At 61.8% G+C, this 24,308-nt stretch carries 25 protein-coding genes and 1 other RNA gene; 21 read left to right on the top strand and 5 right to left on the bottom strand.

The window, feature by feature from the left end; genetic code table 11:
• The first annotated feature begins 12 nt into the window (after nt 1-12).
• The 6 genes from rpsI to ACW4TB_RS17260 all read left to right on the top strand — a co-directional run bounded on the left by rpsI (nt 13) and on the right by ACW4TB_RS17260 (nt 4,438).
• Complete coding sequence (gene rpsI / locus ACW4TB_RS17285; RefSeq protein ID WP_012312849.1) at nt 13-405, top strand: 30S ribosomal protein S9; 393 nt, start codon at nt 13-15, stop codon at nt 403-405.
• A 263-nt stretch (nt 406-668) separates the two neighbouring features.
• A complete protein-coding gene (petA, locus tag ACW4TB_RS17280) occupies nt 669-1,262 on the top strand; it encodes a ubiquinol-cytochrome c reductase iron-sulfur subunit (RefSeq protein WP_012312850.1) in 594 nt (197 codons plus the stop codon).
• Nucleotides 1,259-2,473, top strand: coding sequence for a cytochrome b (locus ACW4TB_RS17275; protein ID WP_012312851.1), 1,215 nt, complete (start codon nt 1,259-1,261; stop codon nt 2,471-2,473). Before petA ends, ACW4TB_RS17275 begins: the two co-directional genes overlap by 4 nt.
• Nucleotides 2,473-3,252, top strand: a complete 780-nt coding sequence (locus ACW4TB_RS17270; protein ID WP_012312852.1) for a cytochrome c1 — start codon at nt 2,473-2,475, stop codon at nt 3,250-3,252. The genes ACW4TB_RS17275 and ACW4TB_RS17270 overlap by 1 nt, the downstream gene beginning before the upstream one ends.
• A 120-nt stretch (nt 3,253-3,372) precedes the next feature.
• Entirely contained in the window at nt 3,373-3,996 is a 624-nt protein-coding gene (locus tag ACW4TB_RS17265; protein ID WP_012312853.1) for a glutathione S-transferase N-terminal domain-containing protein, read from the top strand.
• Nucleotides 3,997-4,006: 10 nt separating this feature from the next.
• Entirely contained in the window at nt 4,007-4,438 is a 432-nt protein-coding gene (locus ACW4TB_RS17260) for a ClpXP protease specificity-enhancing factor (protein WP_012312854.1), read from the top strand.
• 50 nt (nt 4,439-4,488) lie between these two features.
• Here ACW4TB_RS17260 and ACW4TB_RS17255 read toward each other — a convergent pair whose 3' ends face one another.
• The 5 genes from ACW4TB_RS17255 to ACW4TB_RS17235 form a co-directional block, all read right to left on the bottom strand.
• A complete protein-coding gene (locus ACW4TB_RS17255) occupies nt 4,489-4,707 on the bottom strand; it encodes a YgdI/YgdR family lipoprotein (protein WP_012312855.1) in 219 nt (72 codons plus the stop codon).
• A gap of 79 nt (nt 4,708-4,786) precedes the next feature.
• The gene (locus tag ACW4TB_RS17250) at nt 4,787-5,365 is read right to left on the bottom strand and encodes a BON domain-containing protein (RefSeq protein ID WP_012312856.1); all 579 of its coding nucleotides are present in this window, start codon (nt 5,363-5,365) and stop codon (nt 4,787-4,789) included.
• Complete coding sequence (locus tag ACW4TB_RS17245) at nt 5,362-5,949, bottom strand: phosphoheptose isomerase (RefSeq protein WP_455843037.1); 588 nt, start codon at nt 5,947-5,949, stop codon at nt 5,362-5,364. The genes ACW4TB_RS17250 and ACW4TB_RS17245 overlap by 4 nt, the downstream gene beginning before the upstream one ends.
• A gap of 92 nt (nt 5,950-6,041) precedes the next feature.
• Nucleotides 6,042-6,413, bottom strand: coding sequence for a YraN family protein (locus ACW4TB_RS17240; protein ID WP_012312857.1), 372 nt, complete (start codon nt 6,411-6,413; stop codon nt 6,042-6,044).
• Entirely contained in the window at nt 6,413-8,230 is a 1,818-nt protein-coding gene (locus tag ACW4TB_RS17235) for a penicillin-binding protein activator (RefSeq protein WP_012312858.1), read from the bottom strand. Before ACW4TB_RS17235 ends, ACW4TB_RS17240 begins: the two co-directional genes overlap by 1 nt.
• Before the next feature lie 196 nt (nt 8,231-8,426).
• On the opposite strand from ACW4TB_RS17235, the gene rsmI reads away from it, so the two are divergent.
• From rsmI to ACW4TB_RS17160, 15 genes are all read left to right on the top strand, one after another.
• Nucleotides 8,427-9,293 carry a 16S rRNA (cytidine(1402)-2'-O)-methyltransferase gene (rsmI, locus tag ACW4TB_RS17230; RefSeq protein WP_455843036.1) on the top strand — a complete coding sequence of 289 codons (867 nt, stop codon included), beginning with the start codon at nt 8,427-8,429 and terminating at the stop codon, nt 9,291-9,293.
• A gap of 66 nt (nt 9,294-9,359) precedes the next feature.
• Nucleotides 9,360-9,733, top strand: an RNA gene (gene rnpB / locus ACW4TB_RS17225) — RNase P RNA component class A.
• Nucleotides 9,734-10,041: 308 nt separating this feature from the next.
• Nucleotides 10,042-10,497 carry a division/cell wall cluster transcriptional repressor MraZ gene (gene mraZ / locus ACW4TB_RS17220; RefSeq protein ID WP_011535546.1) on the top strand — a complete coding sequence of 152 codons (456 nt, stop codon included), beginning with the start codon at nt 10,042-10,044 and terminating at the stop codon, nt 10,495-10,497.
• 2 nt (nt 10,498-10,499) lie between these two features.
• Complete coding sequence (rsmH, locus tag ACW4TB_RS17215) at nt 10,500-11,441, top strand: 16S rRNA (cytosine(1402)-N(4))-methyltransferase RsmH (protein ID WP_279931940.1); 942 nt, start codon at nt 10,500-10,502, stop codon at nt 11,439-11,441.
• Nucleotides 11,438-11,731 (top strand): cell division protein FtsL, encoded by a 294-nt coding sequence (gene ftsL / locus ACW4TB_RS17210; RefSeq protein ID WP_012312861.1) that lies wholly within the window; start codon nt 11,438-11,440, stop codon nt 11,729-11,731. The genes rsmH and ftsL overlap by 4 nt, the downstream gene beginning before the upstream one ends.
• A complete protein-coding gene (locus tag ACW4TB_RS17205; protein ID WP_455843028.1) occupies nt 11,728-13,464 on the top strand; it encodes a peptidoglycan D,D-transpeptidase FtsI family protein in 1,737 nt (578 codons plus the stop codon). The genes ftsL and ACW4TB_RS17205 overlap by 4 nt, the downstream gene beginning before the upstream one ends.
• Nucleotides 13,461-14,951: a UDP-N-acetylmuramoyl-L-alanyl-D-glutamate--2,6-diaminopimelate ligase gene (gene murE, locus ACW4TB_RS17200; protein ID WP_012312863.1), complete on the top strand. Its 1,491-nt coding sequence runs from the start codon at nt 13,461-13,463 to the stop codon at nt 14,949-14,951. Before ACW4TB_RS17205 ends, murE begins: the two co-directional genes overlap by 4 nt.
• Nucleotides 14,944-16,311: a UDP-N-acetylmuramoyl-tripeptide--D-alanyl-D-alanine ligase gene (locus ACW4TB_RS17195; RefSeq protein WP_012312864.1), complete on the top strand. Its 1,368-nt coding sequence runs from the start codon at nt 14,944-14,946 to the stop codon at nt 16,309-16,311. Before murE ends, ACW4TB_RS17195 begins: the two co-directional genes overlap by 8 nt.
• Nucleotides 16,311-17,393, top strand: a complete 1,083-nt coding sequence (gene mraY, locus ACW4TB_RS17190) for a phospho-N-acetylmuramoyl-pentapeptide-transferase (protein ID WP_012312865.1) — start codon at nt 16,311-16,313, stop codon at nt 17,391-17,393. The genes ACW4TB_RS17195 and mraY overlap by 1 nt, the downstream gene beginning before the upstream one ends.
• A 12-nt stretch (nt 17,394-17,405) precedes the next feature.
• Nucleotides 17,406-18,746, top strand: a complete 1,341-nt coding sequence (gene murD, locus ACW4TB_RS17185) for a UDP-N-acetylmuramoyl-L-alanine--D-glutamate ligase (protein WP_455843035.1) — start codon at nt 17,406-17,408, stop codon at nt 18,744-18,746.
• Nucleotides 18,743-19,957: a putative lipid II flippase FtsW gene (gene ftsW / locus ACW4TB_RS17180; protein WP_012312867.1), complete on the top strand. Its 1,215-nt coding sequence runs from the start codon at nt 18,743-18,745 to the stop codon at nt 19,955-19,957. The genes murD and ftsW overlap by 4 nt, the downstream gene beginning before the upstream one ends.
• Nucleotides 19,947-21,026, top strand: a complete 1,080-nt coding sequence (gene murG / locus ACW4TB_RS17175; RefSeq protein ID WP_012312868.1) for an undecaprenyldiphospho-muramoylpentapeptide beta-N-acetylglucosaminyltransferase — start codon at nt 19,947-19,949, stop codon at nt 21,024-21,026. The genes ftsW and murG overlap by 11 nt, the downstream gene beginning before the upstream one ends.
• A complete protein-coding gene (gene murC, locus ACW4TB_RS17170; RefSeq protein ID WP_012312869.1) occupies nt 21,019-22,467 on the top strand; it encodes a UDP-N-acetylmuramate--L-alanine ligase in 1,449 nt (482 codons plus the stop codon). Before murG ends, murC begins: the two co-directional genes overlap by 8 nt.
• Nucleotides 22,464-23,420, top strand: coding sequence for a D-alanine--D-alanine ligase (locus ACW4TB_RS17165; RefSeq protein WP_012312870.1), 957 nt, complete (start codon nt 22,464-22,466; stop codon nt 23,418-23,420). Before murC ends, ACW4TB_RS17165 begins: the two co-directional genes overlap by 4 nt.
• A 6-nt stretch (nt 23,421-23,426) precedes the next feature.
• Nucleotides 23,427-24,296 (top strand): cell division protein FtsQ/DivIB, encoded by an 870-nt coding sequence (locus ACW4TB_RS17160; protein ID WP_012312871.1) that lies wholly within the window; start codon nt 23,427-23,429, stop codon nt 24,294-24,296.
• The last annotated feature ends 12 nt before the right edge of the window (nt 24,297-24,308 follow it).

Genomic DNA, 24,308 nt, shown 5'->3' with positions numbered 1-24,308 from the left:
GGATAGTTCATTATGTCGGCGACTCAAAATTACGGCACTGGCCGTCGCAAGACCGCAACCGCTCGCGTTTTCCTGCGTCCGGGTACTGGTAACATTTCCATCAACAACCGTCCTCTGGACACCTTCTTCGGCCGCGAAACCGCTCGTATGGTTGTTCGCCAGCCGCTGGAGCTGACCGAGAGCACTGAGAAGTTCGACATCTACGTCACCGTTGCAGGTGGTGGTGTCAGCGGTCAAGCCGGTGCGATCCGTCACGGTATCACCCGCGCTCTGATGGAATACGACGAAACCCTGCGTGGCGCTCTGCGTCGTGCTGGCTACGTCACCCGCGACGCTCGTGAAGTCGAGCGTAAGAAAGTGGGTCTGCGTAAAGCGCGTAAGCGTCCTCAGTACTCCAAGCGTTAATACCGCTTCGGCAGTCGAAAAAAGCCCGGTTCCTTGGAACCGGGCTTTTTTTATGTCTTGAACTAACCTGTCAGCATGTCCGTGGTGTCCTGCCGCATAGACGCAGATCAAGCAAAGCGAGGGTTATAGCCCATACCCGGGTTAATCACCTTGTCACTGTGTGGATTTGTTTCTTACCATGGCGGCCAAATTTGGGTGCCACAGACATTACCTAAGTACAGGCCTGATCCAACAGGCCAAGCAAGCTGATGGGAGAGGACTGAATGAGCAATGACGGCGTCAACGCAGGCCGGCGCCGCTTCCTCGTAGCCGCGACATCCGTGGTCGGGGCAGCGGGGGCAGTGGGGGCTGCGGTACCGTTCGTAGGGTCATGGTTTCCCAGTGCCAAGGCGAAGGCGGCCGGGGCACCGGTGAAGGTCAACATCGCCAAGGTTGAGCCTGGGCAGCAGATGGTTGCGGAGTGGCGTGGTCAACCAGTGTTCATCGTGCGGCGAACGGATGAGATCCTCGGTAACCTCAAAAAAGTCACTGCCGAGCTCGCCGACCCTGAATCGAAGGCCTCCGTGCAGCCGGAGTACGTCGACCCCCAGGTGCGCTCGATCAAACCGGAAATCCTCATTCTCGTAGGGCTGTGCACTCACCTCGGCTGCTCGCCCACCTTCCGCCCGGAAGTCGCGCCTGCCGATCTGGGGCCCAAGTGGGTGGGCGGATATTTCTGCCCCTGCCATGGTTCCCACTACGACCTTGCGGGGCGTGTCTACAAATCGCAGCCAGCGCCTCTCAACCTGCCAGTGCCGCCGCACTCTTACGAGTCGGATGACATCGTCGTCATCGGCGTCGACGAGGAGAAAGCATGATGAGCAAGTTCATGGACTGGATTGATGCTCGCTTCCCCGCCACCAAGATGTGGGAAGAGCACCTGAGCAAGTATTACGCGCCCAAGAACTTCAATTTCCTGTATTTCTTCGGCTCGCTGGCCCTGCTGGTGCTGGTCAACCAGATTGTCACCGGTGTATGGCTGACCATGAGTTTCACGCCCTCGGCGGAGGAGGCCTTCGCTTCGGTCGAGTACATCATGCGTGACGTGGAGTACGGCTGGATCCTGCGCTACCTGCACTCCACCGGTGCTTCGGCGTTCTTTGTCGTGGTCTACCTGCACATGTTCCGTGGCCTGCTCTATGGCTCCTACCAGAAGCCACGTGAACTGGTCTGGCTGTTCGGCATGCTGATCTACCTGGCGCTGATGGCTGAGGCCTTCATGGGCTATCTGCTGCCGTGGGGGCAGATGTCATACTGGGGGGCGCAGGTGATCATCTCGCTGTTCGGTGCCATCCCGGTGATCGGCGACGATCTCACCCAGTGGATTCGCGGTGACTATCTGATTTCCGGCATTACCCTGAACCGTTTCTTCGCGCTGCACGTAGTGGCCCTGCCGATCGTCATTCTCGGGCTGGTCGTGCTGCACATCCTGGCCTTGCACGAGGTGGGTTCGAACAACCCGGACGGGGTCGATATCAAGAAGAAAAAGGACGAAAACGGTATCCCGCTGGATGGTATTCCGTTCCACCCGTATTACACCGTCAAGGATATTGTCGGCGTGGTGGTGTTCCTGTTCGTGTTCTGTGCAGTGGTGTTCTTCTTCCCGGAAATGGGCGGTTACTTCCTGGAAAAACCCAACTTCGAACAGGCCAATGCGTTCAAGACGCCTGAGCATATTGCCCCGGTCTGGTACTTCACGCCGTTCTACGCGATTCTGCGTGCGGTGCCCGACAAGTTGATGGGCGTAATCGCCATGGGGGCGGCGATCGCCGTGCTGTTCGTATTGCCTTGGCTCGACCGAAGCCCGGTGCGCTCCATGCGCTACAAGGGCTGGATCAGCAAGGTCTTCCTGCTGGTGTTCTGCATTTCCTTCGTCATCCTCGGCATTTTGGGGGTGCTGGCACCTACGCCAGGCCGCACGCTGCTGTCGCAGGTGTGCACCGTGCTGTACTTCGCCTACTTCCTGTTGATGCCGTTCTACACAAGGCTTGAGAAGACCAAACCGGTTCCGGAAAGGGTGACTGGCTGATGAAAAAGTTGATTGCAGTATTTTTGCTGGCAGTGATGCCTGCCTTTTCCTTTGCTGCCGGACCGGGGCTGGAGCTGGACAAGGTCGATATCGACCTGACTGACAAGGCCGCGATGCAGGACGGTGCGCGGACGTTTGCCAACTATTGCATGGGGTGCCATAGCGCCAAGTTCCAGCGTTACGAGCGCGTAGCCGATGACTTGGGAATACCGCATGAGTTGATGCTCGAGAAGCTGGTGTTCACGGGGGCCAAAATCGGCGACCACATGAACATCGGCATGAAGCCCGATGACGCCAAGACCTGGTTCGGTGCTGCGCCACCTGACCTTACCCTGGTTGCCCGTGTGCGTGGTACCGACTGGCTGTATACCTACCTGCGCAGCTTCTATGAGGACAAGTCGCGACCTTACGGGGTTAACAACAAGGTATTCCCGAATGTCGGTATGCCCAATGTGCTGGTCGGGCTGCAGGGTAATCAGGTGATCGGGTGCAAGCAGGTGCAGATGGTGGTCGATGGCAAGAAGCAATTCGATCCCTTGACCGGCAGCCCTTTGACCCATGAAGCGTGTGACCAGCTGACCATCACGCCGAATTCCGGTACCCTGACGCCTGAGCAGTTCGACGAGAAGGTCAAGAACCTGGTGACCTTCCTGGCCTATTCGGCCAACCCGGTCAAACTGGAAAGCCAGCGCATCGGCACGTATGTGTTGCTGTACCTGGCCTTCTTCTTCGTGTTCGCCTACTTGCTCAAGCGCGAATACTGGAAGGACGTGCACTGATCACGCAGTAGTTTCTGGTAGTTGAACGCGCCCTGGGCGCTCCCTCGTGCATGCGAAGGGGCCTCCAGGGCGCGTTTGCATTTGCAGTTTCACAAGCATCCCCATGCGAGGAGGCGCTACATGGGCGCGACCATCAGGTTAGCCTGCTATTCCGATCCCGCTGACCATTATTCTCATCGGGTACGCCTGGTTCTCGCCGAGAAAGGTGTCAGCGTGCAGATCATCGACGTCGATCCCGGTCGTCTGCCACACAAGCTGGGTGAAGTGAACCCTTACGGCAGCGTGCCGACCCTGGTCGATCGCGATCTTGCGTTGTATGAATCGACCGTGGTGATGGAGTACCTCGAGGAGCGTTATCCGCATCCGCCTCTGATGCCGGTGTATCCGGTGGCGCGTGGTAACACCCGCTTGTTGATGCATCGCATTCAGCGTGACTGGTGCACGCTGGCCGATACCGTGCTCGACTCGCGCAGCAGTGATGCCGCCCGTGCCGAGGCCCGCAAGGCGCTGCGTGAGAGCCTGACGGGCGTCTCGCCATTGTTCAACGAGTTCGCTTGTTTCATGAGCGATGAGCAAAGCCTGGTCGATTGTTGTCTATTGCCCATACTCTGGCGTTTGCCGGTACTGGGTATCGAGTTGCCGCGGCAAGCAAAGCCGCTGCTGGATTACATGGAGCGACAGTTCGCCCGCGAGCCTTTCCTGGCGAGCCTGTCTTCCGTTGAACGTGAAATGCGCAAGCTTTAAGGAGCCGTTGATGAACTCCAGTCGCCCCTATCTGGTTCGAGCACTGTACGAGTGGATCGTCGACAACGATTGCACGCCCCATATGCTGGTCAACGCCGAATATCCGGCAGTCCAGGTGCCGCAAGGTTTCGCCAGTGACGGCCAGATCGTCCTGAACATTTCCCCGAGTGCCGTGCGCAGCCTGCACATGGACAACGACGCGGTGAGCTTCGAGGGGCGCTTCGGTGGCATTGCCCATTCGTTGTTCGTGCCAGTCGGCGCGATTCTGGGTATTTATGCTCGCGAGAACGGTCAAGGCATGGTCTTCGAGCTGGAGCCTCCGTTGATGGAAGGTGAAGAGCTGGAAGAGGAGGGGGTTGAGCCGGATGACGATGGCCCGCCGGAAGGGGGTGGTCAGCCGCCGCGTCCGACTGGTCGGCCGAGCCTGAAGGTGGTCAAGTAACAAAAAGGCGATCCGTTTGGATCGCCTTTTTCTTTGATGCACGGTGGTGGTTACAGGTCGCTGATGGTGCGAATCTGGTCACGGTTAACGCGGGTCTGTTTACCGTCGAGCTGCTGGAATTCGTAGAAGCCTGAATCCTGATCGAACTTCGGCTCGTCAACGGTCTGGAACTCGCGACCGTCGTTCAGGGTAATCAGGCTAGGTGTGGAGCAGCCGGCCAGGGTGGCGAAGGCGCCGATCAGCAGGGCGGGCAGCAGAAGCTTTTTCATACGGTGTTTCCTGAAGTTCCGAAGGTGGAGCCATTAGGTTACCTGTACCAGCGTGCAAGGGCTGGTACAGGCAAGGGTATCAGTCGATGTACTCGAACAGCTTGACGATCTTTTGCACGCCCGACACGCCCTGTACCACGGCAGTGGCAGAGTTTGCCTCCTGCTGGGTAACCAGGCCGAGCAGGTAGACGATACCGTTCTCGGTGATCACCTTGATGCGCGAGCTGGGCACGGCATTGTCGGTGAGCATCTGGGTCTTGATCTTGGTGGTCAGCCAGGCGTCGTTATTGCGTGCAAGGATGGAGGAGGGTTGCATAACCTGCAGCTCGTTATGCACCCGCTTGACACGCTGCACCTGGCTGGCAGTCTGCTCGGCCAGGCTCTTGAGGTCGGCGCGCGGGGTTTGGCCGGCGAGCAGGACAATGCCGTTGTAGCTGCTGACGACGATGTGCGAACCCTTGTCCAGATCAGGATTGGCCTTGGAGATGTTTACAGCAGCCTTGGTTTCGATCAGCGAGTCGTCGATCTTGCTGCCGATGGTGCGAGTGCCGCGATCATCCTCGATCGGCGAATTTCGGGTCGAGGTCAGTACCGAGCTGCAGCCGGTGACGCTCAGGCACAGGGTCAGGGCCATCAGGCCGAGGCGCTTGGGGATCATTCTTCACTCCCGAACAGTTGGCTGTCGATCAGATCACACAGGCAGTGGATCGCCAGCAGGTGGACTTCCTGGATGCGTGCAGTGACCGTCGAGGGTACGCGGATCTCCACGTCCTCGGGCAGCAGCAGCGAAGCCATGCCGCCACCGTCACGCCCGGTCAATGCTACGACAATCATTTCGCGATCATGTGCCGCCTGGATCGCTTGAATCACGTTTGCCGAGTTGCCGCTGGTCGAAATCGCCAGCAGGACGTCGCCGGGCTGGCCCAGGGCGCGAATCTGCTTGGAAAAGATTTCGTTGTAGCTGTAGTCATTGGCAATCGAGGTCAGTGTCGAGCTGTCGGTGGTCAGTGCGATTGCCGGCAGGCTCGGGCGCTCACGCTCAAAGCGGTTTAGCAGCTCCGAAGAGAAATGCTGGGCGTCGCCGGCCGAGCCGCCATTGCCGCAGGCGAGCATCTTGCCCTCGTTGAGTAGCGCATTGACCATGACCAGGCTGGCCTGCTCGATGTGCGGTGCCAGGATGTCCATTGCCTGTTGCTTGGTATCGATGCTGGCCTGGAACAGCCGGCGAATTCGGGATTGCATGTCCATCTGGTGACCTTAAGTGGGGCGGTGGCCTTTGCTACGCGCAACAGGGACCAGCCCGCGAAACATAGAGCATAAAAAGGGGAGTGGGTTCAGCATTCGAAGGCGTTTTTCAGCCATTGAAGCGGCCTGCCTGCGTGGTGGCTACCCTGCAAGGCGACAACATCGAAGCGGCAAGGGTGATTGGCCCAGCATGACTCCTTCAGCAGAAAAAGGCTGGCGGCATGCACCAGTCGCTTCTGCTTGCGCCCGTCGATACTGCCAAGGGCGCCACCGAAGCCCGCGTGCAACCGATAGCGGACTTCGACGAATACTACTGTATCGGTGTCGAGCATGACCAGATCAAGCTCGCCGCCTTTGCATCGCCAATTGCGCGTCAGCAGTCGCAGGCCTTGCCCTTGAAGAAATTCAAGGGCTTGATTTTCTGCGGCATGGCCGGCGCTGGTTGGTGATGCTTGGGGCATCAGCGGATGGTATCGGGCAGGCGCTTGACCTGGCCGCCAGAGAATTCAGCCCACGGCAGCTGGCGCTCGATGCGCTGGCTGGCGCTCATGCTCAGGCTGCCGGAAAGGCCCTGTACACGGTTGTCCGGCAATGCTTTGAGCTGACCCAGGCGAGGCGCCAGGCTATAGGCGTCTACACCCATGGCATACAGGCGGCCGAGACTGCCAGCGGCTTGTGGCCACTGCTGAACCACCTGCTGGCGCAGGTTGTTGGTGGTGTCGAGCAGCCACGGGGTTTCGCAGAAACGAATGCCGTTCATGTCGTTGTACTGGTTGACGTCACCGCTGGCGCTGTAGAGGTTCGAGGTGGCGTAGACCGGAACGTCGCCAGCGTACTGGAAGTTCAGGGTCGGTTTGATCTGCTGCGCCTGTTGCGGGGTCGAGGCGAGGAAGATGAAGTCGATGTCCTGGCGACGCGATGGTTGTGCGGCAATGGTGCCGCCCACGGTGCTCTGCAGGCTCTGTGCGCGGCCTTCGCTCTGGCGCAGCTGGAACAGGTTGGCGATCTGCTGGGCCAGGGCGACCGGCTGGGCGATGCGTTCCGCGGCGATGATGGTGCCGCCATTGCCTTCCCAGTCCTGGCGGAACGCGGCAAGCACGCGGTCGCCCCATTCACCGCTCGGCACCAGGGCCACCGCGCGAACCATGCCGTCGGCGCGGGCGCGGCGCGAGACTTCGCGGGCTTCGTCTTCGGCCGCCAGGCCGAACTGGAACAGTTGTGGCGGGGCGTTCTGACCGGCGTCGGCGTAATTCAGGGCGAGAGTCGTGATAGGCAGCTGCGCATTGGCGGCCAGTTTTTTTACCAGCGCTTTTTCCAGCGGGCCGACTACCAGTTGTACGCCATCGGCCTGGGCCTGACGATAGAAGTCGTCCAGCGAGCCGATGCGTGAGCTGTCGTATACCTGTACGGCCGGCGCTTGCTGGCCGGCTTGCTGGGCCTGGAAGTGCGCGGCCATGAAGCCGTCACGCAGGGCACGGGCAACACCGGCGAGCGGGCCTTCCTGGGGCAGCAGCAGGCCGATCTTGGTCAGCGGTTGGCTTGCCAGTTCCTTGAGCTTGACCAAGGCCGATGGCAGCTGCTGTGCTGCGGGGTGGTCGGGGTGCTGTTTGCGCCAGGTTTCGATGGCGGCCTGCTGCTGCTCCAGAGTGCCGGCGCTTTTTACGGCCAAGGCCAGGCTCGTCCAGCCGGCCAGGGTCTGGTTGTCAGCTGGCTGCTGCAGTTGCTCTGCCGGCAGCGAGGCGACCAAGGCCCAGATCGCGTCATTGTTGGCGCTGGCAGCCTGGCCGCTGAGCAGCGGGGTCAGCATTACGCGCTGTTGTGCTGCGGCCAGGGCCTGACCGTCGGCTTCAAGAGCGGCGGCGTGGACGCCATAGGTGCGCACTTGCTGCTCTGCCGGCAATTGGGCGAGGTGCTGCAGGCTGGTGTGCGAGAGGGCGCTAAGGGCGGCTTTGGGCTGGTTGCGGCTCATGGCCAGTTCGGCGCCAAGTGTGGCGGCGAAGATCTGTTGGGCGGGCTTGAGCGTATCCATGGGGACCTGCTCGAGAATGCGTGCGGCGCGCGGGTAGTCCTTCTGCTTGTAGGCCAGGTCGGCAGCGCTCAGGCGCAGCAGGGCGGCATCTTCGGCAGACGTGCTGGCCGCCGCTTTTTCGAGCAGCTGCTCGATGCTGGCGTCCGGCGTGCGTGGCAGCTCTCCGAGGCTGGATGAGGGCGAGCTGGCGCAGGCTGCCAGCAGGGCAGCGAGGCAGAGGGCTGTGAGCAGCCGCAGGCAAGCGATCATGTAAAGGTCCTGTTACTCGATCAAGTTGGCCGGCAATTGTACCCAAGCGTTGGCCGGGGCGCGATGTTGCTGAACGGGAACCTTCACTATAGGTGTACTTGAGGTGGCTGCAGGTGAAGTTCTTTGCGCCCTGTTACCGGCGCTCGGGCTACAATGGCGCCTTTGATCCGAAAGGCAGGTGTGCGCAGTGACTGATGTGGCAGGGGCTTCGAAATCCACCGTGGGGACGCTGTATGTGGTCGCAACCCCCATTGGCAACCTCGACGACATGAGCGCCAGGGCATTGAAGGTGCTGGCTAATGTCGCCTTGATCGCCGCCGAGGACACCCGGCACTCCATCCGCCTGCTGCAGCATTTCGGTATCGATACGCCGCTGGCAGCCTGTCACGAGCACAATGAACGGGACGAAGGCGGGCGTTTCATCACCAAGCTGATGGCCGGTGAAGATGTGGCGCTGGTCTCCGATGCCGGTACGCCGTTGATTTCCGATCCTGGCTACCACTTGGTGCGTCAGGCGCGAGCCGCGGGCGTCGATGTGGTGCCTGTGCCTGGCGCCTGCGCGCTGATTGCCGCGCTTTCGGCGGCCGGGCTGCCCTCCGATCGGTTCATTTTCGAGGGTTTCCTCCCCGCCAAGAGCGCCGGCCGCCGTGCCCGGCTCGAACAGGTGAAAGAGGAGCCGCGAACGTTGATTTTCTATGAAGCGCCTCATCGTATTCTTGAGTGTCTGGAGGATATGGAGCTGGTGTTCGGTGCCGAGCGCCCGGCGTTGCTCGCGCGTGAGCTGACCAAAACCTTCGAGACCCTCAAAGGTTTGCCGCTCGGGGAGTTGCGCGAGTTCGTGGCGGGTGACAGTAACCAGCAGCGCGGCGAGTGCGTAGTGTTGGTCGGTGGCTGGAGTGCGCCGCAGGGTGAGGCGGCGATCAGTGTCGAAGCGCAGCGTGTGCTGGACCTGCTGCTGGCCGAGTTGCCGCTCAAGCGTGCAGCGGCCTTGGCGGCTGAGATTACCGGCGTACGCAAGAACCTGTTGTATCAGGTAGCACTGGAAAAGCAGAAAGCTCAGTAGTGGCAATTTGATATAATTGCGGTATTGCTTGTTCTTGAGCGCAGCTGCCGTTAACCTTGGCGCCGGAGAGTCGATCGGACAGTCGCTGCCTGCTTTTGTTCCGCAACTTTTGTTGCGTAACGGCGGGGGGAGGAAAGTCCGGGCTCCATAGGGCAGAGTGCCAGGTAACGCCTGGGAGGCGCGAGCCTACGGAAAGTGCCACAGAAAATAACCGCCTAAGCACTTCGGTGCCGGTAAGGGTGAAAAGGTGCGGTAAGAGCGCACCGCACGTCTGGCAACAGTTCGTGGCTAGGTAAACCCCACTCGGAGCAAGACCAAATAGGGTTCCATCAGGCGTGGCCCGCGTCGGAACCGGGTAGGTTGCTAGAGGCGTCCAGTGATGGCCGTCGTAGAGGAATGACTGTCCTCGACAAAACCCGGCTTACAGATCGACTCTCCACCCCTTCTCCCTTCTGCTTGATCGACAGCAGAGCGCGTTTGTAATACCGAAAAGATCTTACTCTTAATAAATTACTTTAAGTTCAAGCGGTATCCGTTTGGGCGGGTTTGATTTTTCACGATTTTTTTTACCTCCAGTACTCCTTCCTTCTTCCTTTATTGAGCTAAATCTCGGTCCTGTAAGGGTTTTCCCTATGAACGCGCCTTGACGGTGCAGCGGACGGATTCCTATAGTGTGCGCAAGTGGCAGAAAGTGGGATGAAGTGGGTTTTCTGGCACAAAAAAGCTACCATTGTGGGGAATCGCAGCCGTGTTCCGCGGAGCCAACGCCGTCAGCCTCGATGCCAAGGGACGTCTCGCCATGCCGAGCCGGTACCGTGACGAGCTCGATTCGCGTTGCAATGGTCAGCTGATCGTGACCATAGACGCCGTCGACCCCTGCTTGTGTGTTTATCCCCTCGATGAGTGGGAACAGATTGAAGCCAAGTTGCGTGCCTTGCCGTCGTTGCGTGAGGAAAACCGCCGCCTGCAGCGTTTGCTGATCGGTAATGCGGTTGACCTGGAGCTCGACGGCAGTGGCCGTTTCCTGGTACCGCCCCGCCTGCGGGAGTACGCCAAGCTGGACAAGAAGGCGATGCTGGTGGGGCAGTTGAACAAATTCCAGCTGTGGGATGAGGATGCCTGGAACGCAGTTTCGGCAGCCGACCTTGCAGCTATCCAACAACCGGGCGCCATGCCCGACGATTTACGTGACCTGATCCTGTGACCATAGATAGCGGCTTCAACCACATCACCGTCCTGCTCGACGAAGCTGTCGAGGCATTGGCCCTGCGCGCCGACGGTTGCTATCTCGACGGCACCTTCGGCCGCGGCGGGCACAGCCGTCTGATCCTAAGCAAGCTCGGGCCGCAAGGGCGGCTGCTGGGCTTTGATAAAGATCCTCAAGCGATTGCCACGGGGCAAGCGCTGGCGGCCGAAGACGGCCGCTTTGTCATTGTGCAGCGCAGTTTTGCCGAGCTGGGCACTGAAGTGGCCGAGCGCGGCCTGGCTGGCAAGGTCAGCGGTATCCTGCTTGATCTGGGCGTATCCTCGCCCCAGCTGGACGACCCCGAGCGCGGTTTCAGTTTCCTCAATGATGGCCCGCTGGACATGCGCATGAACCCCGACCAGGGCATCAGCGCTGCCGAGTTCATCGCCACGGCGCCGGTTGAGGAAATTGCCCGCGTTTTCAAAGAGTACGGCGAGGAGCGTTTTGCCGGGCGCATGGCGCGTGCCGTGGTAGAGCGCCGTGAAAAACAGCCGTTCACCCGAACTGCAGACCTGGCCGAAGTGCTCAAGGTCGCCAATCCTGCCTGGGAAAAGGGTAAGAACCCGGCTACCCGTGCCTTCCAGGGCCTGCGCATTCATGTCAACAACGAGCTGGGCGATCTTGAGGACGGCCTTGAGGCCGCACTCGATGCGCTGGAAGTCGGCGGCCGTCTGGCGGTGATCAGCTTCCACTCGCTGGAAGACCGCATCGTCAAGCTGTTCATGCGCAAACTGGTCAAGGGTGAAGCCGACAACCTGCCGCGCAACCTGCCGGTTCAGCACAAGGTCTTCGAGCCGAAAATCCGTCTGATCGGCAAGGCCCAGTTTGCTTCCGAAGCCGAGCTCAAGGCAAACCCGCGGTCGCGCAGCGCCGTGATGCGGGTGGCGGAGAAGCTTCGGTGAGCCGGCTATTTGCCAAGCCTTTGCCAGGCGGAAGCTTCCTGATGCTTCTGCTGTTCGTTGGCGTGCTTGTTTCGGCGATTGCCGTATCGTACAGCGCCCACTGGAATCGCCAGTTGCTCAACACCCTGTACGGCGAGTTGAATGAGCGCGACAAGGCCCAGGCCGAGTGGGGTCGGCTGATCCTCGAACAAAGCACCTGGACCGCTGCCAGCCGCATCGAGAACCTGGCTTCCGAGCAGCTGAAGATGCACGTGCCTGCCGCCGACGAAGTACGGATGGTGGCGCCATGATGAAGCTCGAAGGCGCGCTCTACCCCTGGCGCTTCCGCGTGGTGATCGGCTTGCTGGCGTTGATGGTCGGCGCCATCTGCTGGCGCATCATCGACCTGCAGGTGGTCGACCGTGACTTCCTCAAGGGCCAGGGCGATGCCCGCAGCCTGCGTCATATCCCTATTCCGGCACACCGTGGTCTGATTACCGATCGCAATGGTGAGCCTCTGGCCGTCAGTACGCCTGTCACCACCTTGTGGGCCAACCCCAAGGAAATGCAGGCCTCCAAGGAGCGCTGGCCGCAACTGGCTGCTGCATTGGGGCAAAACGCCCAACAACTGAGCGAGCGCCTCACCCAGCAGGCCAGCAAAGAATTCATCTACCTGGTCCGCGGCCTGACCCCTGAGCAGGGGCAGCATGTGCTGGACCTGAAAGTGCCGGGTGTTTATGGTCTTGAAGAATTCCGCCGTTTCTATCCCGCCGGTGATGTCACCGCGCACATGGTCGGTTTCACCGACCTGGACGACCATGGCCGCGAAGGGGTGGAGCTGGCCTACGATGAGTGGCTGGCCGGGGTGCCCGGCAAGCGGCAAGTGATCAAGGACCGGCGCGGCCGCTTGATCAAGGACATTCAGGTAACCAAGAACGCCAAGGCCGGCAAGACCTTGGCGTTGTCCATCGACCTGCGCCTGCAGTACCTGGCCACTCGCGAGCTGCGTAACGCGATCGCCGAACAGGACGCCAAGGCCGGCAGCCTGGTAATCATGGACGTCAAGACCGGTGAGGTCCTGGCAATGGTCAACCAGCCGACCTACAACCCGAACAACCGCCGCACCATGTTCCCGGCGGCGATGCGTAACCGGGCGATCATTGACGTGTTCGAGCCAGGCTCCACGGTCAAACCGATCTCCATGAGCGCCGCATTGGAGAGCGGGCGCTGGAAGCCCACCGACAAGGTCGAGGTGTACCCGGGCAGCCTGCAGATCGGGCGTTACACCATCAAGGACGTGTCCAGGAGCGAGGGCCCGATCCTCGACCTGACCGGCATCCTGATCAACTCCAGTAACGTCGGCATGAGCAAGATCGCCTTCGATATCGGCGGCGAAGCCATCTACCGGGTCATGTCCCAGGTCGGCCTTGGCCAGTACACCGGTCTTGGGTTCCCGGGCGAGCGCGTTGGCAACCTGCCCAACCATCGTGAGTGGCGCAAGGCCGAAACCGCGACCTTGTCCTATGGCTACGGCGTCTCGGTTACCGCCCTGCAGCTGGTGCATGCCTACGCGGCACTGGCCAACGACGGCAAGATGGTGCCGCTGTCGATCCTCAAGGTCGACAAAACGCCCGAGGCAGTCCAGGCCATTCCAAAGGACACCGCCGAAACCGTGCAAGGCATGTTGCAGCAAGTGATCGAGGCGCCGCGCGGGGTGTTCCGCGCCCAGGTGCCGTTCTATCACGTGGCCGGCAAGTCCGGTACCGCGCGTAAAGCTACGGTGGGCTCCAAGGGCTACACCGAAAACGCCTACCGCTCGCTGTTCGCCGGCTTCGGCCCGATGAGCGACCCGCGTTATGCCATTGTCGTGGTCATCGACGAGCCGAGGAAAGGCGGTTATTTCGGTGGCCTGGTATCGGCGCCGGTGTTCAGCAACGTCATGTCGGGCACCCTGCGGCTGATGAATGTACCGCCAGACAACCTGCCACCGCCTGCCGACCCGCAACAAGTCAATGCAGTACCCGCCAAGGGAGGGCGTGGATGATGACAATGCCATTGAGCAAGCTTTTCGCCCATGCCAGTCGCGACCCGCTGATCCGTGAGCTGACCCTGGACAGCCGTGCTGTGCGCGCAGGTGACCTGTTCCTGGCCGTGCCGGGGGCCAAGGTCGATGGCCGTGACCATATCAGCGACGCGCTGGCCCGTGGTGCCGCCGCAGTCGCTTACGAACAGCAGGGCACCCATGTGCTGCCGATCACCGATGTGCCGCTGATCCCGGTCAAAGGCCTGATCGCCCAGCTGTCGGATATTGCCGGCCGCTTCTATGGCGAGCCGAGCCGTCAGTTGAACCTGGTCGGAGTTACCGGCACCAACGGCAAGACCAGCGTCACTCAACTGGTGGCCCAGGCGCTTGATGCGCTTGGCCAGCGGTGCGGCCTTATCGGTACCCTGGGTACCGGGTTTCATGGTGAGTTGCAGAGCGGCCGGCTGACCACGCCAGACCCGATTGCAGTGCAGTCGACTTTGTACGACCTGAAAAAGGCCGGCGCCAAGGCCGTGGCAATGGAAGTGTCCTCGCACGCCCTGGAGCAGGGTCGTGTTGCTGCACTGGAATTCGATATCGCGGTGATGACCAACCTGTCCCGTGATCATCTGGACTATCACGGCAGCATGGAGGCCTATGAGGCCGCGAAGGCCAAGCTTTTCGCCTGGCCTGGCCTGCGTTGCCAGGTGGTCAACCTGGATGACGGATTCGGGCGTCGCCTGGCGGCTGATTTTGCCCGTCGTCCGAGTGTCGATCATATCGAGACCCGGTTGCTCAGCTATAGCCTGGAAAACTCTGACGCTTCCTTGTATTGCCGTGAAGCCAAATTCGATGACGATGGCGTACGCGCCATCATCGTCACTGCCCAGGGTGAGCGCACCTTGCGCAGTCAGCTGCTGGGCCGCTTCAACTTGAGCAACATGCTCGCGGCCGTGGCCACTCTGATGGCTCTGGATTATTCGCTGGATGAAATCCTCAAGGTCACCCCGCAATTGCAGGGCCCGGTGGGCCGCATGCAGCGCCTTGGCGGTGGTGAGAAGCCGTTGGTGGTGGTCGACTACGCGCACACTCCTGACGCTCTGGAAAAAGTACTCCAGGCCTTGCGCCCGCACGCCCACGGCCAGTTGCTGTGCCTGTTCGGTTGTGGCGGCGATCGCGATCGTGGCAAGCGTCCGCTGATGGCCGAGGTGGCCGAGCGCCTGGCTGATCGTGTACTGGTCACTGACGATAACCCCCGTACCGAAGATCCGCAGGCCATCTTCAACGACATTCGTCCTGGTTTTGCCCGGCCCGCCGACGTCGAGTTCATCGCCGGCCGTGGCGAGGCCATTGCACACCTGATCGCTTCTGCTGCCGCCTCGGACGTCATCGTCCTGGCGGGCAAGGGGCACGAGGATTACCAGGAAATCAATGGCCAGCGCCATGACTTCTCCGACCTGGTCGAAGCCGAAAAGGCACTTGCAGCCTGGGAGGCTCCACATGCTTAAGCCCATGACACTCAGCCAACTGACCGCAGCACTGAGCGCTCGCCTGGTCGGCGCAGATGCCAGCTTTAGCGGTGTCAGCATCGACAGCCGCAGCGTCGGCGCCGGGGAGTTGTTCGTCGCCTTGGCGGGGCCGCGTTTCGATGGCCATGACTACCTGGCCGATGTGCAGGCCAAGGGCGCTGTAGCAGCGCTGGTGGAGCGTGAAGTGGCCAATGTCGACCTGCCGCAACTGGTGGTTGCCGACAGCCGTCTGGCCCTCGGCCAGCTCGGTGCGCTGAACCGTGCCGGCTACGACAAACCTGTGGTAGCGATTACCGGCTCCAGCGGCAAGACCACGGTCAAAGAGATGCTTGCCTGCATCCTGCGTACCCGTGGCCCTGTTCATGCCACCCGTGGCAACCTGAACAACGACCTGGGAGCACCGCTGACCCTGCTGGAGATTGCCCCGCAGCACAGCGCCGCCGTCATTGAGCTGGGCGCCTCGCGCATTGGCGAGATCCGCTATACCGTGGGCCTCACCCAACCCCAGGTGGTCATCATCAACAACGCCGGTACTGCCCACGTCGGCGAGTTCGGCGGGCCAGAGAAGATCGTTGAAGCCAAGGGCGAGATTCTCGAAGGGCTGGGCGAGGGTGGCACGGCCATCCTCAACCTGGATGACAAGGCCTTTGCCATCTGGAAGGCGCGCGCGGCTGCCCACAAGGTCATCAGTTTTGCCCGCAGCGACGCCCGCGCCGACTTCCATGCCACCGACATCGGGCGCGACGCGCGGGGTTGCCCGTCGTTCACACTGCATGGCGCCGGCGCATCGGTGGCCGTGCAGCTCAATGTGCTCGGTGAGCATAACGTCAGCAACGCCTTGGCCGCCGCCGCCGCCGCCCATGCCGTTGGTCTGAGCCTGAGCGGTATTGCCGCCGGCCTGAACGCCATGCAGCCGGTCAAGGGCCGTACCGTGGCGCAAATCGCCCCGAGTGGCGTGCGCGTGATTGATGACAGTTACAACGCAAATCCCACCTCGATGTGCGCGGCCATTGATATACTCGCCGGCTTTTCCGGTCGCACCGTTCTGGTGCTGGGGGATATCGGCGAGCTGGGGCAGTGGGCGGAAGAAGGCCACCGTCAGGTGGGCGATTACGCGCGCGGTAAGGTCGATGCCCTGTATGCAGTGGGTACCAACATGACACATGCGGTCAAGGCGTTCGGCGCCAATGGCCGTCATTTCGCAACTCAAGCTGAGCTGATCGAGGCCGTTCGTGCCGAAACTGCCAGCAACACCACTATCTTGATCAAGGGCTCGCGCAGCGCTGCGATGGAAAACGTCGTGGCTGCATTGTGCGGTGCCAGCGGGGAGAAACATTAATGCTGCTGCTGTTGGCTGAGTATCTGCAACAGTTCCACAAAGGCTTCGCGGTCTTCCAGTACCTGTCCCTGCGCGGGATCCTTGGCGTACTGACCGCGTTGTCGCTGGCGCTGTGGCTGGGCCCGTGGATGATCCGTACCCTGCAGATCCGCCAGATCGGTCAGGCCGTCCGTAATGACGGCCCGCAATCGCACTTGTCCAAATCCGGCACGCCAACCATGGGTGGTGCCTTGATCCTGTCCGCCATCGGCATCAGCACCTTGCTGTGGGCCGACCTGTCGAACCGCTATGTGTGGACGGTACTGATCGTCACGCTGCTGTTCGGCGCCATCGGATGGGTCGACGATTACCGCAAGGTGATCGAAAAGAACTCGCGCGGCCTGCCTAGCCGCTGGAAGTACTTCTGGCAGTCGGTGTTCGGCCTGACGGCGGCGATCTTCCTGTACCAGACGGCCCCGACCACAGTCGAAACCACCCTGATCGTACCGTTCCTAAAGGACGTCACCATCCCGCTGGGCATCGGCTTCGTCGTCCTCACCTACTTCGTCATCGTCGGCTCGAGCAATGCGGTCAACCTGACCGATGGTCTCGATGGCTTGGCGATCATGCCGACGGTGATGGTCGGCGGTGCGCTGGGCATCTTCTGTTACCTGTCGGGTAACGTGAAGTTCGCTGAGTATTTGCTCATTCCTTATGTGCCGGGCTCGGGTGAGCTCATCGTGTTCTGCGGCGCGCTGATCGGCGCCGGCCTGGGCTTCCTGTGGTTCAACACGTATCCGGCCCAGGTGTTCATGGGTGACGTCGGCGCGCTGGCGCTGGGCGCTGCGCTGGGCACCATCGCCGTGATCGTGCGCCAGGAAATCGTGCTGTTCATCATGGGGGGCATCTTCGTGATGGAAACCCTGTCGGTGGTGATCCAGGTCGCTTCTTTCAAGCTGACCGGCAAGCGCGTGTTCCGCATGGCACCGATCCACCACCACTTTGAACTCAAGGGTTGGCCTGAGCCACGGGTGATTGTCCGTTTCTGGATCATCACCGTGATTCTGGTGCTGATCGGCCTTGCAACCCTGAAACTGAGGTAGACGAGCGTGTCACTGATCGCTTCCGACCAATTCCGCATCGTTGTCGGCCTCGGCAAGAGCGGCATGTCCCTGGTTCGCTTCCTGGCGAACCGGGGCATTGCCTTTGCGGTCGCCGACACCCGCGAGCAACCGCCGGAACTGGACACCCTGCGCCGTGATTACCCGCAGGTGGAAGTACGCTGTGGCGAACTGGACGTGGATTTCCTGTGCCGCGCCAACGAGTTGTACGTGAGCCCGGGCCTGGCACTGGCCACGCCGGCCCTGCAGCAGGCAGCGGCGCGTGGCGTGAAACTGTCCGGTGATATCGAACTGTTCGCACGCCATGCCAAGGCGCCGATCGTGGCGATCAGTGGCTCCAATGCGAAAAGCACAGTAACCACCCTGGTCGGCGAGATGGCTGCCAAGGCCGGCAAACACGTGGCCGTCGGCGGCAATCTGGGTACACCGGCCCTGGACCTGCTCAGTGACGACGTCGAGCTGTATGTCATGGAGCTGTCCAGCTTCCAGCTGGAAACCACCGACCAGCTCAACGCCGAAGTCGCCACCGTGCTGAACATCAGCGAAGACCATATGGACCGCTACAGCGGCCTGCCGGCTTATCACTTGGCCAAGCACCGGATATTCCGTGGCGCCCGCCAAGTGGTGGTGAACCGCCAGGATGCCCTTAGCCGTCCTTTGCCGGTCGAAGGTCGCCCGTGCTGGAGTTTCGGCCTGAATCAGCCGGACTTCAAAGCCTTCGGCCTGCGTGAAGTCGATGGTGAGAAGTACCTGGCTTTCGAGTTCCAGGCACTGATGCCGGCCCGTGAGCTGAAAATTCGGGGTGCCCACAATCAGAGCAACGCCTTGGCGGCCCTGGCCCTGGGGCATGCCGCCGGTCTGCCGTTCGAGCCGATGCTCGAGGCTCTGCGCGAATTCGGCGGCCTGGCCCATCGTTGCCAGTGGGTGCGCGCGCGCAGCGGTGTGAACTGGTACGACGACTCCAAAGCGACCAACGTCGGAGCGGCCCTGGCCGCTATCGAAGGCCTGGGCGCGGATATCGACGGCAAGCTGGTGCTGATCGCCGGTGGCGACGGCAAGGGTGCCGATTTTGCCGCCCTGCGTGAGCCGGTGGCACGCTTCTGCCGCGCTGTGGTGTTGCTCGGCCGTGATGCCGACCGCCTGGCCGAGGCGCTCGGTGATGCCGTGCCGCTGGTGCGGGTCAAAACGCTGGACGAGGCCGTGCAGCAGTGCGCCGAGCTGGCCGTGCCGGGTGACGCTGTGTTGTTGTCGCCGGCCTGCGCCAGCCTCGACATGTTCAAGAACTTTGAAGAACGCGGGCGGCTGTTCGCCCAGGCGGCGGGGGGGCTGGCATGATCTTCGGCATCCTCAAGCCGTATCCGTCGCCGCTTATCAGCGGCCGTGGCATCGACCTCGACTTCGCCTTCCTGGCCGGCTGCCTGGCGCTGCTTGGCCTGGGCCTGGTGATGATCACCTCGGCGTCGTCGGAAGTGGCCGCAGTACAGTCAGGCAACCCGCTGTACCACATGTTCCGCCATCTGGTTTACGTGGCCATTGGCTTGGTCGCATGTGGTGCGACCCTGTTGGTGCCGATCGCCACGTGGCAACGAATGGGCTTCATGATGCTGATTGGCGCCTTCGGTCTGCTGGTACTGGTGCTGGTGCCTGGTATCGGTCGTGAAGTGAACGGCTCGATGCGCTGGATCGGCTTCAGCTTCTTCAACGTCCAGCCTTCGGAGATCGCCAAAGTCTTCGTGGTCATTTATCTCGCTGGCTACCTGGTACGTCGGCAGACCGAAGTGCGCGAAAGCTGGATGGGCTTTTTCAAACCGTTCATCGTGCTGCTGCCAATGGCCGGCCTGCTGCTGATGGAGCCGGACTTCGGTGCCACCGTGGTCATGATGGGCGCTGCCGCAGCCATGTTGTTCCTCGGCGGAGTAGGGTTGTTCCGCTTCAGCCTGATGGTGGTGCTGGCGGTGGTCGCAGTGTTCGTGCTGGTGCAGGCGCAGCCCTACCGGATGGCGCGCCTGATCACCTTTACCGACCCTTGGTCCGACCAGTTCGGCTCTGGCTACCAGTTGACCCAGGCATTGATCGCCTTTGGCCGCGGTGAGTGGCTGGGGGTAGGGCTGGGCAACAGTGTACAAAAGCAGTTCTACCTGCCTGAGGCGCACACTGACTTCGTGTTCTCGGTACTTGCTGAGGAGTTGGGCGTGGTTGGTTCGCTGGTGACCATCGCGCTGTTCGTATTCGTGACCGTGCGCGCCCTCTACATCGGCCTGTGGGCCGAGAAGGCCAAGCAGTACTTTGCCGCCTACATGGCATTTGGCCTGGCGTTCCTGTGGATTGGCCAGTTCCTGATCAACATTGGCGTGAACGTCGGCTTGCTGCCGACCAAGGGCCTGACCTTGCCTTTCCTCAGCTACGGGGGCAGTTCCCTGGTGATCTGCTGTGCCTGCGTCGGCTTGTTGCTGCGTATCGAATGGGAAAGCCGCACGCACCTGGGCAGCGAGGAACACGAATTCAGCGAAAGCGATTTTGCCGAGGAGACCAGTCATGGCCGCTGACGGCAAGAACGTACTGATCATGGCGGGAGGTACCGGAGGCCATGTGTTCCCGGCCCTGGCCTGCGCACGCGAGTTCCAGGCGCGCGGCTATACCGTGCACTGGCTGGGCACCCCCCGTGGCATCGAGAATGAGCTGGTGCCCCAGGCCGGCCTTTCGCTGCACCTGATCCAGGTCAGCGGCTTGCGTGGCAAGGGCAAGCTGTCGCTGCTCAAGGCGCCGTTCACCCTGGTCAAGGCCGTGCTTCAGGCGCGTCGTATCATTGGCCAGCTCAAGCCGGTCTGCGTGATCGGCTTCGGTGGCTATGTGACCGGCCCTGGCGGCGTCGCAGCGCGCCTGTGCGGTGTGCCACTGGTGATTCACGAACAGAACGCCCGCGCCGGTACCGCCAATCGCTTGCTGGTGCCGTTGTCTGCGCGTGTTTGCGAGGCGTTCCCAGGCACGTTTGAAGCCGGCGAGAAGCTGCGTACCACCGGCAATCCGGTGCGCCCTGAGCTGTTCATGGACGCGCAGCGTGCGCCCTTGGGCGAGCGCCGTGCCCGCCTGTTGGTCATGGGTGGCAGCCTGGGTGCGGAACCATTGAACAAATTGTTGCCTAAGGCCCTGTCCGAGGTGCCCGCTGACCTGCGGCCCGAGGTGTTCCATCAGGCCGGCAAACACCACGCGCCGATCACCGCCGAGCGTTATCAAGAGGCGGGTGTCGAGGCTCAGGTAGAGCCGTTCATCAAGGACATGGCCCACGCCTACGGCTGGGCCGACCTGGTGGTGTGCCGGGCCGGTGCCCTGACCGTCAGCGAGCTCGCGGCGGCCGGCCTGCCTTCGATGCTGGTGCCTCTGCCCCATGCCATCGACGACCACCAGACCCATAACGCCCAATATCTGGCTCGGGAAGGCGCCGCCTTCCTCATGCCACAAGCGACAACTGGCGCAGCGCAACTCGCTGAACGCCTGAACGAGGTGCTGATGCAACCCGAGAAACTCAACACCATGGCACGCACCGCACGGCGCCTTGCCAAACCTTCCGCAACCAGCACCGTGGTCGATATCTGCCTGGAGGTGGCCCATGGTTGAAAGCCAGAAAGCCATGCCCCAGCCGAAGATGGGCCGTATTCATCGCATCCACTTCGTCGGTATCGGCGGCGTTGGCATGTGCGGTATTGCCGAAGTGCTGCTGAACCTGGGCTATGAAGTGTCCGGCTCCGACCTCAAGGTGTCGCCGGTTACCCAGCGCCTGGAGTCGTTCGGTGCCGAAATCTTCGTCGGCCACCGTGCCGAAAACGCCGCCCATGCTGATGTGCTGGTAGTGTCCAGCGCCATCAACCCGGCCAACCCGGAAGTCGCCACTGCGCTTGAACGGCGTATTCCAGTGGTGCCGCGTGCCGAAATGCTCGCTGAGCTGATGCGCTACCGCCATGGAGTGGCGGTTGCCGGTACCCATGGCAAAACTACCACCACCAGCCTGTTGGCCTCGGTATTTGCCGCAGGTGGCCTGGACCCGACGTTCGTCATCGGTGGCCGCCTGACCGCTGCCGGCACCAATGCGCAGTTGGGTACCAGCCGCTACCTGATCGCCGAAGCCGACGAAAGCGACGCCAGCTTCCTGCACCTGCAGCCGATGGTAGCTGTGGTCACCAATATCGACGCCGACCACATGGCCACCTACGAGGGTGACTTCAATAAACTGAAGAAAACCTTCGTCGAGTTCTTGCACAACCTGCCGTTCTACGGCCTGGCCGTGATGTGCCTGGATGACCCTGTGGTGCGTGAGATCCTGCCCCAGGTCAAGCGCCCGACCGTGACCTACGGTTTCTGCGAAGAGGCCGACATCCGCGCTATCAACGTCAGCCAGAAGGGCATGCAGACCCACTTCACAGTGCTTCGCCGTGATCGTGAGCCGTTGGAAGTCTCGGTCAACATGCCGGGCAACCACAATGTGCTCAATGCCCTGGCCACCATTGCCATCGCCACTGACGAAGGTATCAGCGACGAAGCCATCGTGCAGGGGCTGTCCGGCTTCCAGGGCGTCGGGCGACGCTTCCAGGTATACGGCGAACTGCCGGTCGAGGGCGGCAGCGTGATGCTGGTCGATGACTACGGCCACCACCCGACCGAAGTGGCGGCGGTGATCAAGGCCGTGCGCGGTGGCTGGCCAAGCCGTCGCCTGGTCATCGTCTACCAGCCACACCGTTACAGTCGCACCCGTGACCTGTACGACGACTTCGTGCAGGTGCTGGGCGATGCCAACGTGCTGCTGCTGATGGAGGTGTACCCGGCCGGTGAAGAGCCGATACCCGGTGCCGACAGCCGTCAGTTGTGCCACAGCATCCGCCAGCGCGGCAAGCTGGACCCGATCTACATCGAACGCGGCGCTGAGCTGGCGCCGCTGGTCAAGCCGCTGCTGCGTGCCGGTGACATCCTGCTGTGCCAGGGTGCCGGCGATGTCGGTGGCCTGGCCCCGCAATTGATGAAAAGCCCGCTGTTCGCTGGCGCCAAGCAGGAGAAGTCGAAATGACCAGCGCCTACGAGAAGTTGCATTCAACCCTGGACGTCAAAGCGTTCGGCCGTGTCGCTGTACTTTACGGCGGCAAGAGCGCCGAGCGTGAAGTCTCGCTCAAGTCGGGCGCTGCCGTGATCGAGGCGCTGAGCAGCGCCGGTGTCGACGTGGTCGCCATAGACGTGGGCGATGACCTGCTGGCCCGCCTGCAAAGCGAGAAGATCGACCGTGCCTTCATCATCCTGCACGGCCGCGGCGGTGAGGACGGCAGCATGCAAGGCCTGCTGGAGTGCCTGGGCATTCCCTACACCGGCAGTGGCATCCTCGCCTCGGCTCTGGCCATGGACAAGCTGCGGACCAAGCAGGTATGGCAAAGCTTGGGCATTCCGACACCGCGTCACGCCGTGCTGGCCAGCGAAGAAGATTGTGTTGTAGCCGGTACGGAACTGGGCTTCCCGCTGATCGTCAAACCTGCCCATGAAGGCTCTAGCATCGGCATGGCCAAGGTGAACAGCGAGCGGGAACTGGTTGCTGCCTGGCAAGACGCCGCCAAATACGATTCTCAGGTGCTGGTCGAGCAATGGATTCACGGCCCGGAGTTCACCATCGCTGTTCTGCGTGGCCAGGTGCTGCCGCCGATCGCCCTGGGTACTCCGCACGTGTTCTACGACTACGACGCCAAGTACATCGCCAATGACACCCAGTACCGCATCCCGTGCGGCCTGGACAGTGCCAAGGAGCAGGAGCTTATCGACCTGACCGCGCGCGCCTGCGATGCCATCGGCATCGAAGGCTGGGGCCGTCTGGACGTGATGCAGGATGAGCAGGGCCGATTCTGGCTGCTCGAAGTAAACACCGCACCGGGCATGACTGATCATAGCCTGGTGCCCATGGCGGCCCGCGCGGCCGGTCTGGACTTCCAGCAGCTGGTGCTGGCGATCCTGGCCGACAGCGTAGCGACGCGAGGTTAACCCACCATGCAAGGCGCAATGATACGTCAGCAGCAACCCGTTACCGGCCGTAGCAAGCCGGTGCCACGTGGTGCCAGCCGACTGGTGGCCGACGAGCCCGTATCGGCGCGCCTGCCGCGGCCCAGCCTTGGCGGCCTCAAGCGCCTGCTGTGGCCGGTGCTGCTGGTGGCCGCAGGTTTTGGCGCCTACGAGGGCGCCATTCGCCTGATGCCCTACGCCGACCGGCCGATTACCAAGATCGACGTGCAGGGCGACCTCAGTTACATCAGTCAGCAGTCGGTGCAGCAGCGGATCGCGCCGTACGTGGCAGCGAGCTTCTTCAGCGTCGACCTCACGGCGATGCGAGCTGAGCTCGAGCAGATGCCATGGATCGCCCATGCCGAAGTACGCCGGGTTTGGCCGGACGAGGTGGTAATTCGCCTGGAAGAACAGTTGCCGGTCGCACGCTGGGGTGAGGAAGCCTTGCTCAACAACCAGGGCCAGGCCTTCACCCCGCGCGAGCTGGCCAACTATGAGCATCTGCCGCAGTTGGCCGGGCCGCAGCGTGCCCAGCAGCAAGTCATGCAGCAGTATCAGGTATTGAGCCAGATGCTGCGCCCCTTGGGCTTTTCCATCGCTCGCCTGGAGCTGCGCGAGCGTGGCAGCTGGTTCCTGACCACCGGTGCCGGCAGCACCGGGCAGGGCGTCGAGCTGCTGCTGGGGCGCGATCATCTGGTGGAGAAGATGCGCCGTTTCATTGCCATTTACGACAAGACACTCAAAGAGCAGATCACCAACATCGCCCGCATTGATCTGCGTTATTCCAACGGACTTGCCGTTGGTTGGCGGGAACCGAACGCACCGACGACGGCCCAACCCGCCGTTGCGAAGAATTAGAGAGAGGCAGGA

The organism is Lelliottia jeotgali (assembly GCF_977070485.1).
Note: the sequence above shows the minus strand (reverse complement) of the source record. Positions and strands in the feature narration are given on the sequence as shown.

Excerpts from the sequence above, each read along its gene's own strand:
- rpsI (WP_012312849.1), top strand. The coding sequence starts at position 13 with ATGTCGGCGACTCAAAATTACGGCACTGGCCGTCGCAAGACCGCAACC.
- petA (WP_012312850.1), top strand. The coding sequence starts at position 669 with ATGAGCAATGACGGCGTCAACGCAGGCCGGCGCCGCTTCCTCGTAGCC.
- ACW4TB_RS17275 (WP_012312851.1), top strand. The coding sequence starts at position 1,259 with ATGATGAGCAAGTTCATGGACTGGATTGATGCTCGCTTCCCCGCCACC.
- ACW4TB_RS17270 (WP_012312852.1), top strand. The coding sequence starts at position 2,473 with ATGAAAAAGTTGATTGCAGTATTTTTGCTGGCAGTGATGCCTGCCTTT.
- ACW4TB_RS17265 (WP_012312853.1), top strand. The coding sequence starts at position 3,373 with ATGGGCGCGACCATCAGGTTAGCCTGCTATTCCGATCCCGCTGACCAT.
- ACW4TB_RS17260 (WP_012312854.1), top strand. The coding sequence starts at position 4,007 with ATGAACTCCAGTCGCCCCTATCTGGTTCGAGCACTGTACGAGTGGATC.
- ACW4TB_RS17255 (WP_012312855.1), bottom strand. The coding sequence starts at position 4,707 with ATGAAAAAGCTTCTGCTGCCCGCCCTGCTGATCGGCGCCTTCGCCACC.
- ACW4TB_RS17250 (WP_012312856.1), bottom strand. The coding sequence starts at position 5,365 with ATGATCCCCAAGCGCCTCGGCCTGATGGCCCTGACCCTGTGCCTGAGC.
- ACW4TB_RS17245 (WP_455843037.1), bottom strand. The coding sequence starts at position 5,949 with ATGCAATCCCGAATTCGCCGGCTGTTCCAGGCCAGCATCGATACCAAG.
- ACW4TB_RS17240 (WP_012312857.1), bottom strand. The coding sequence starts at position 6,413 with ATGCCCCAAGCATCACCAACCAGCGCCGGCCATGCCGCAGAAAATCAA.
- ACW4TB_RS17235 (WP_012312858.1), bottom strand. The coding sequence starts at position 8,230 with ATGATCGCTTGCCTGCGGCTGCTCACAGCCCTCTGCCTCGCTGCCCTG.
- ACW4TB_RS17205 (WP_455843028.1), top strand. The coding sequence starts at position 11,728 with ATGATGAAGCTCGAAGGCGCGCTCTACCCCTGGCGCTTCCGCGTGGTG.
- murE (WP_012312863.1), top strand. The coding sequence starts at position 13,461 with ATGATGACAATGCCATTGAGCAAGCTTTTCGCCCATGCCAGTCGCGAC.
- ACW4TB_RS17195 (WP_012312864.1), top strand. The coding sequence starts at position 14,944 with ATGCTTAAGCCCATGACACTCAGCCAACTGACCGCAGCACTGAGCGCT.
- mraY (WP_012312865.1), top strand. The coding sequence starts at position 16,311 with ATGCTGCTGCTGTTGGCTGAGTATCTGCAACAGTTCCACAAAGGCTTC.
- ftsW (WP_012312867.1), top strand. The coding sequence starts at position 18,743 with ATGATCTTCGGCATCCTCAAGCCGTATCCGTCGCCGCTTATCAGCGGC.
- murG (WP_012312868.1), top strand. The coding sequence starts at position 19,947 with ATGGCCGCTGACGGCAAGAACGTACTGATCATGGCGGGAGGTACCGGA.
- murC (WP_012312869.1), top strand. The coding sequence starts at position 21,019 with ATGGTTGAAAGCCAGAAAGCCATGCCCCAGCCGAAGATGGGCCGTATT.
- ACW4TB_RS17165 (WP_012312870.1), top strand. The coding sequence starts at position 22,464 with ATGACCAGCGCCTACGAGAAGTTGCATTCAACCCTGGACGTCAAAGCG.
- ACW4TB_RS17160 (WP_012312871.1), top strand. The coding sequence starts at position 23,427 with ATGCAAGGCGCAATGATACGTCAGCAGCAACCCGTTACCGGCCGTAGC.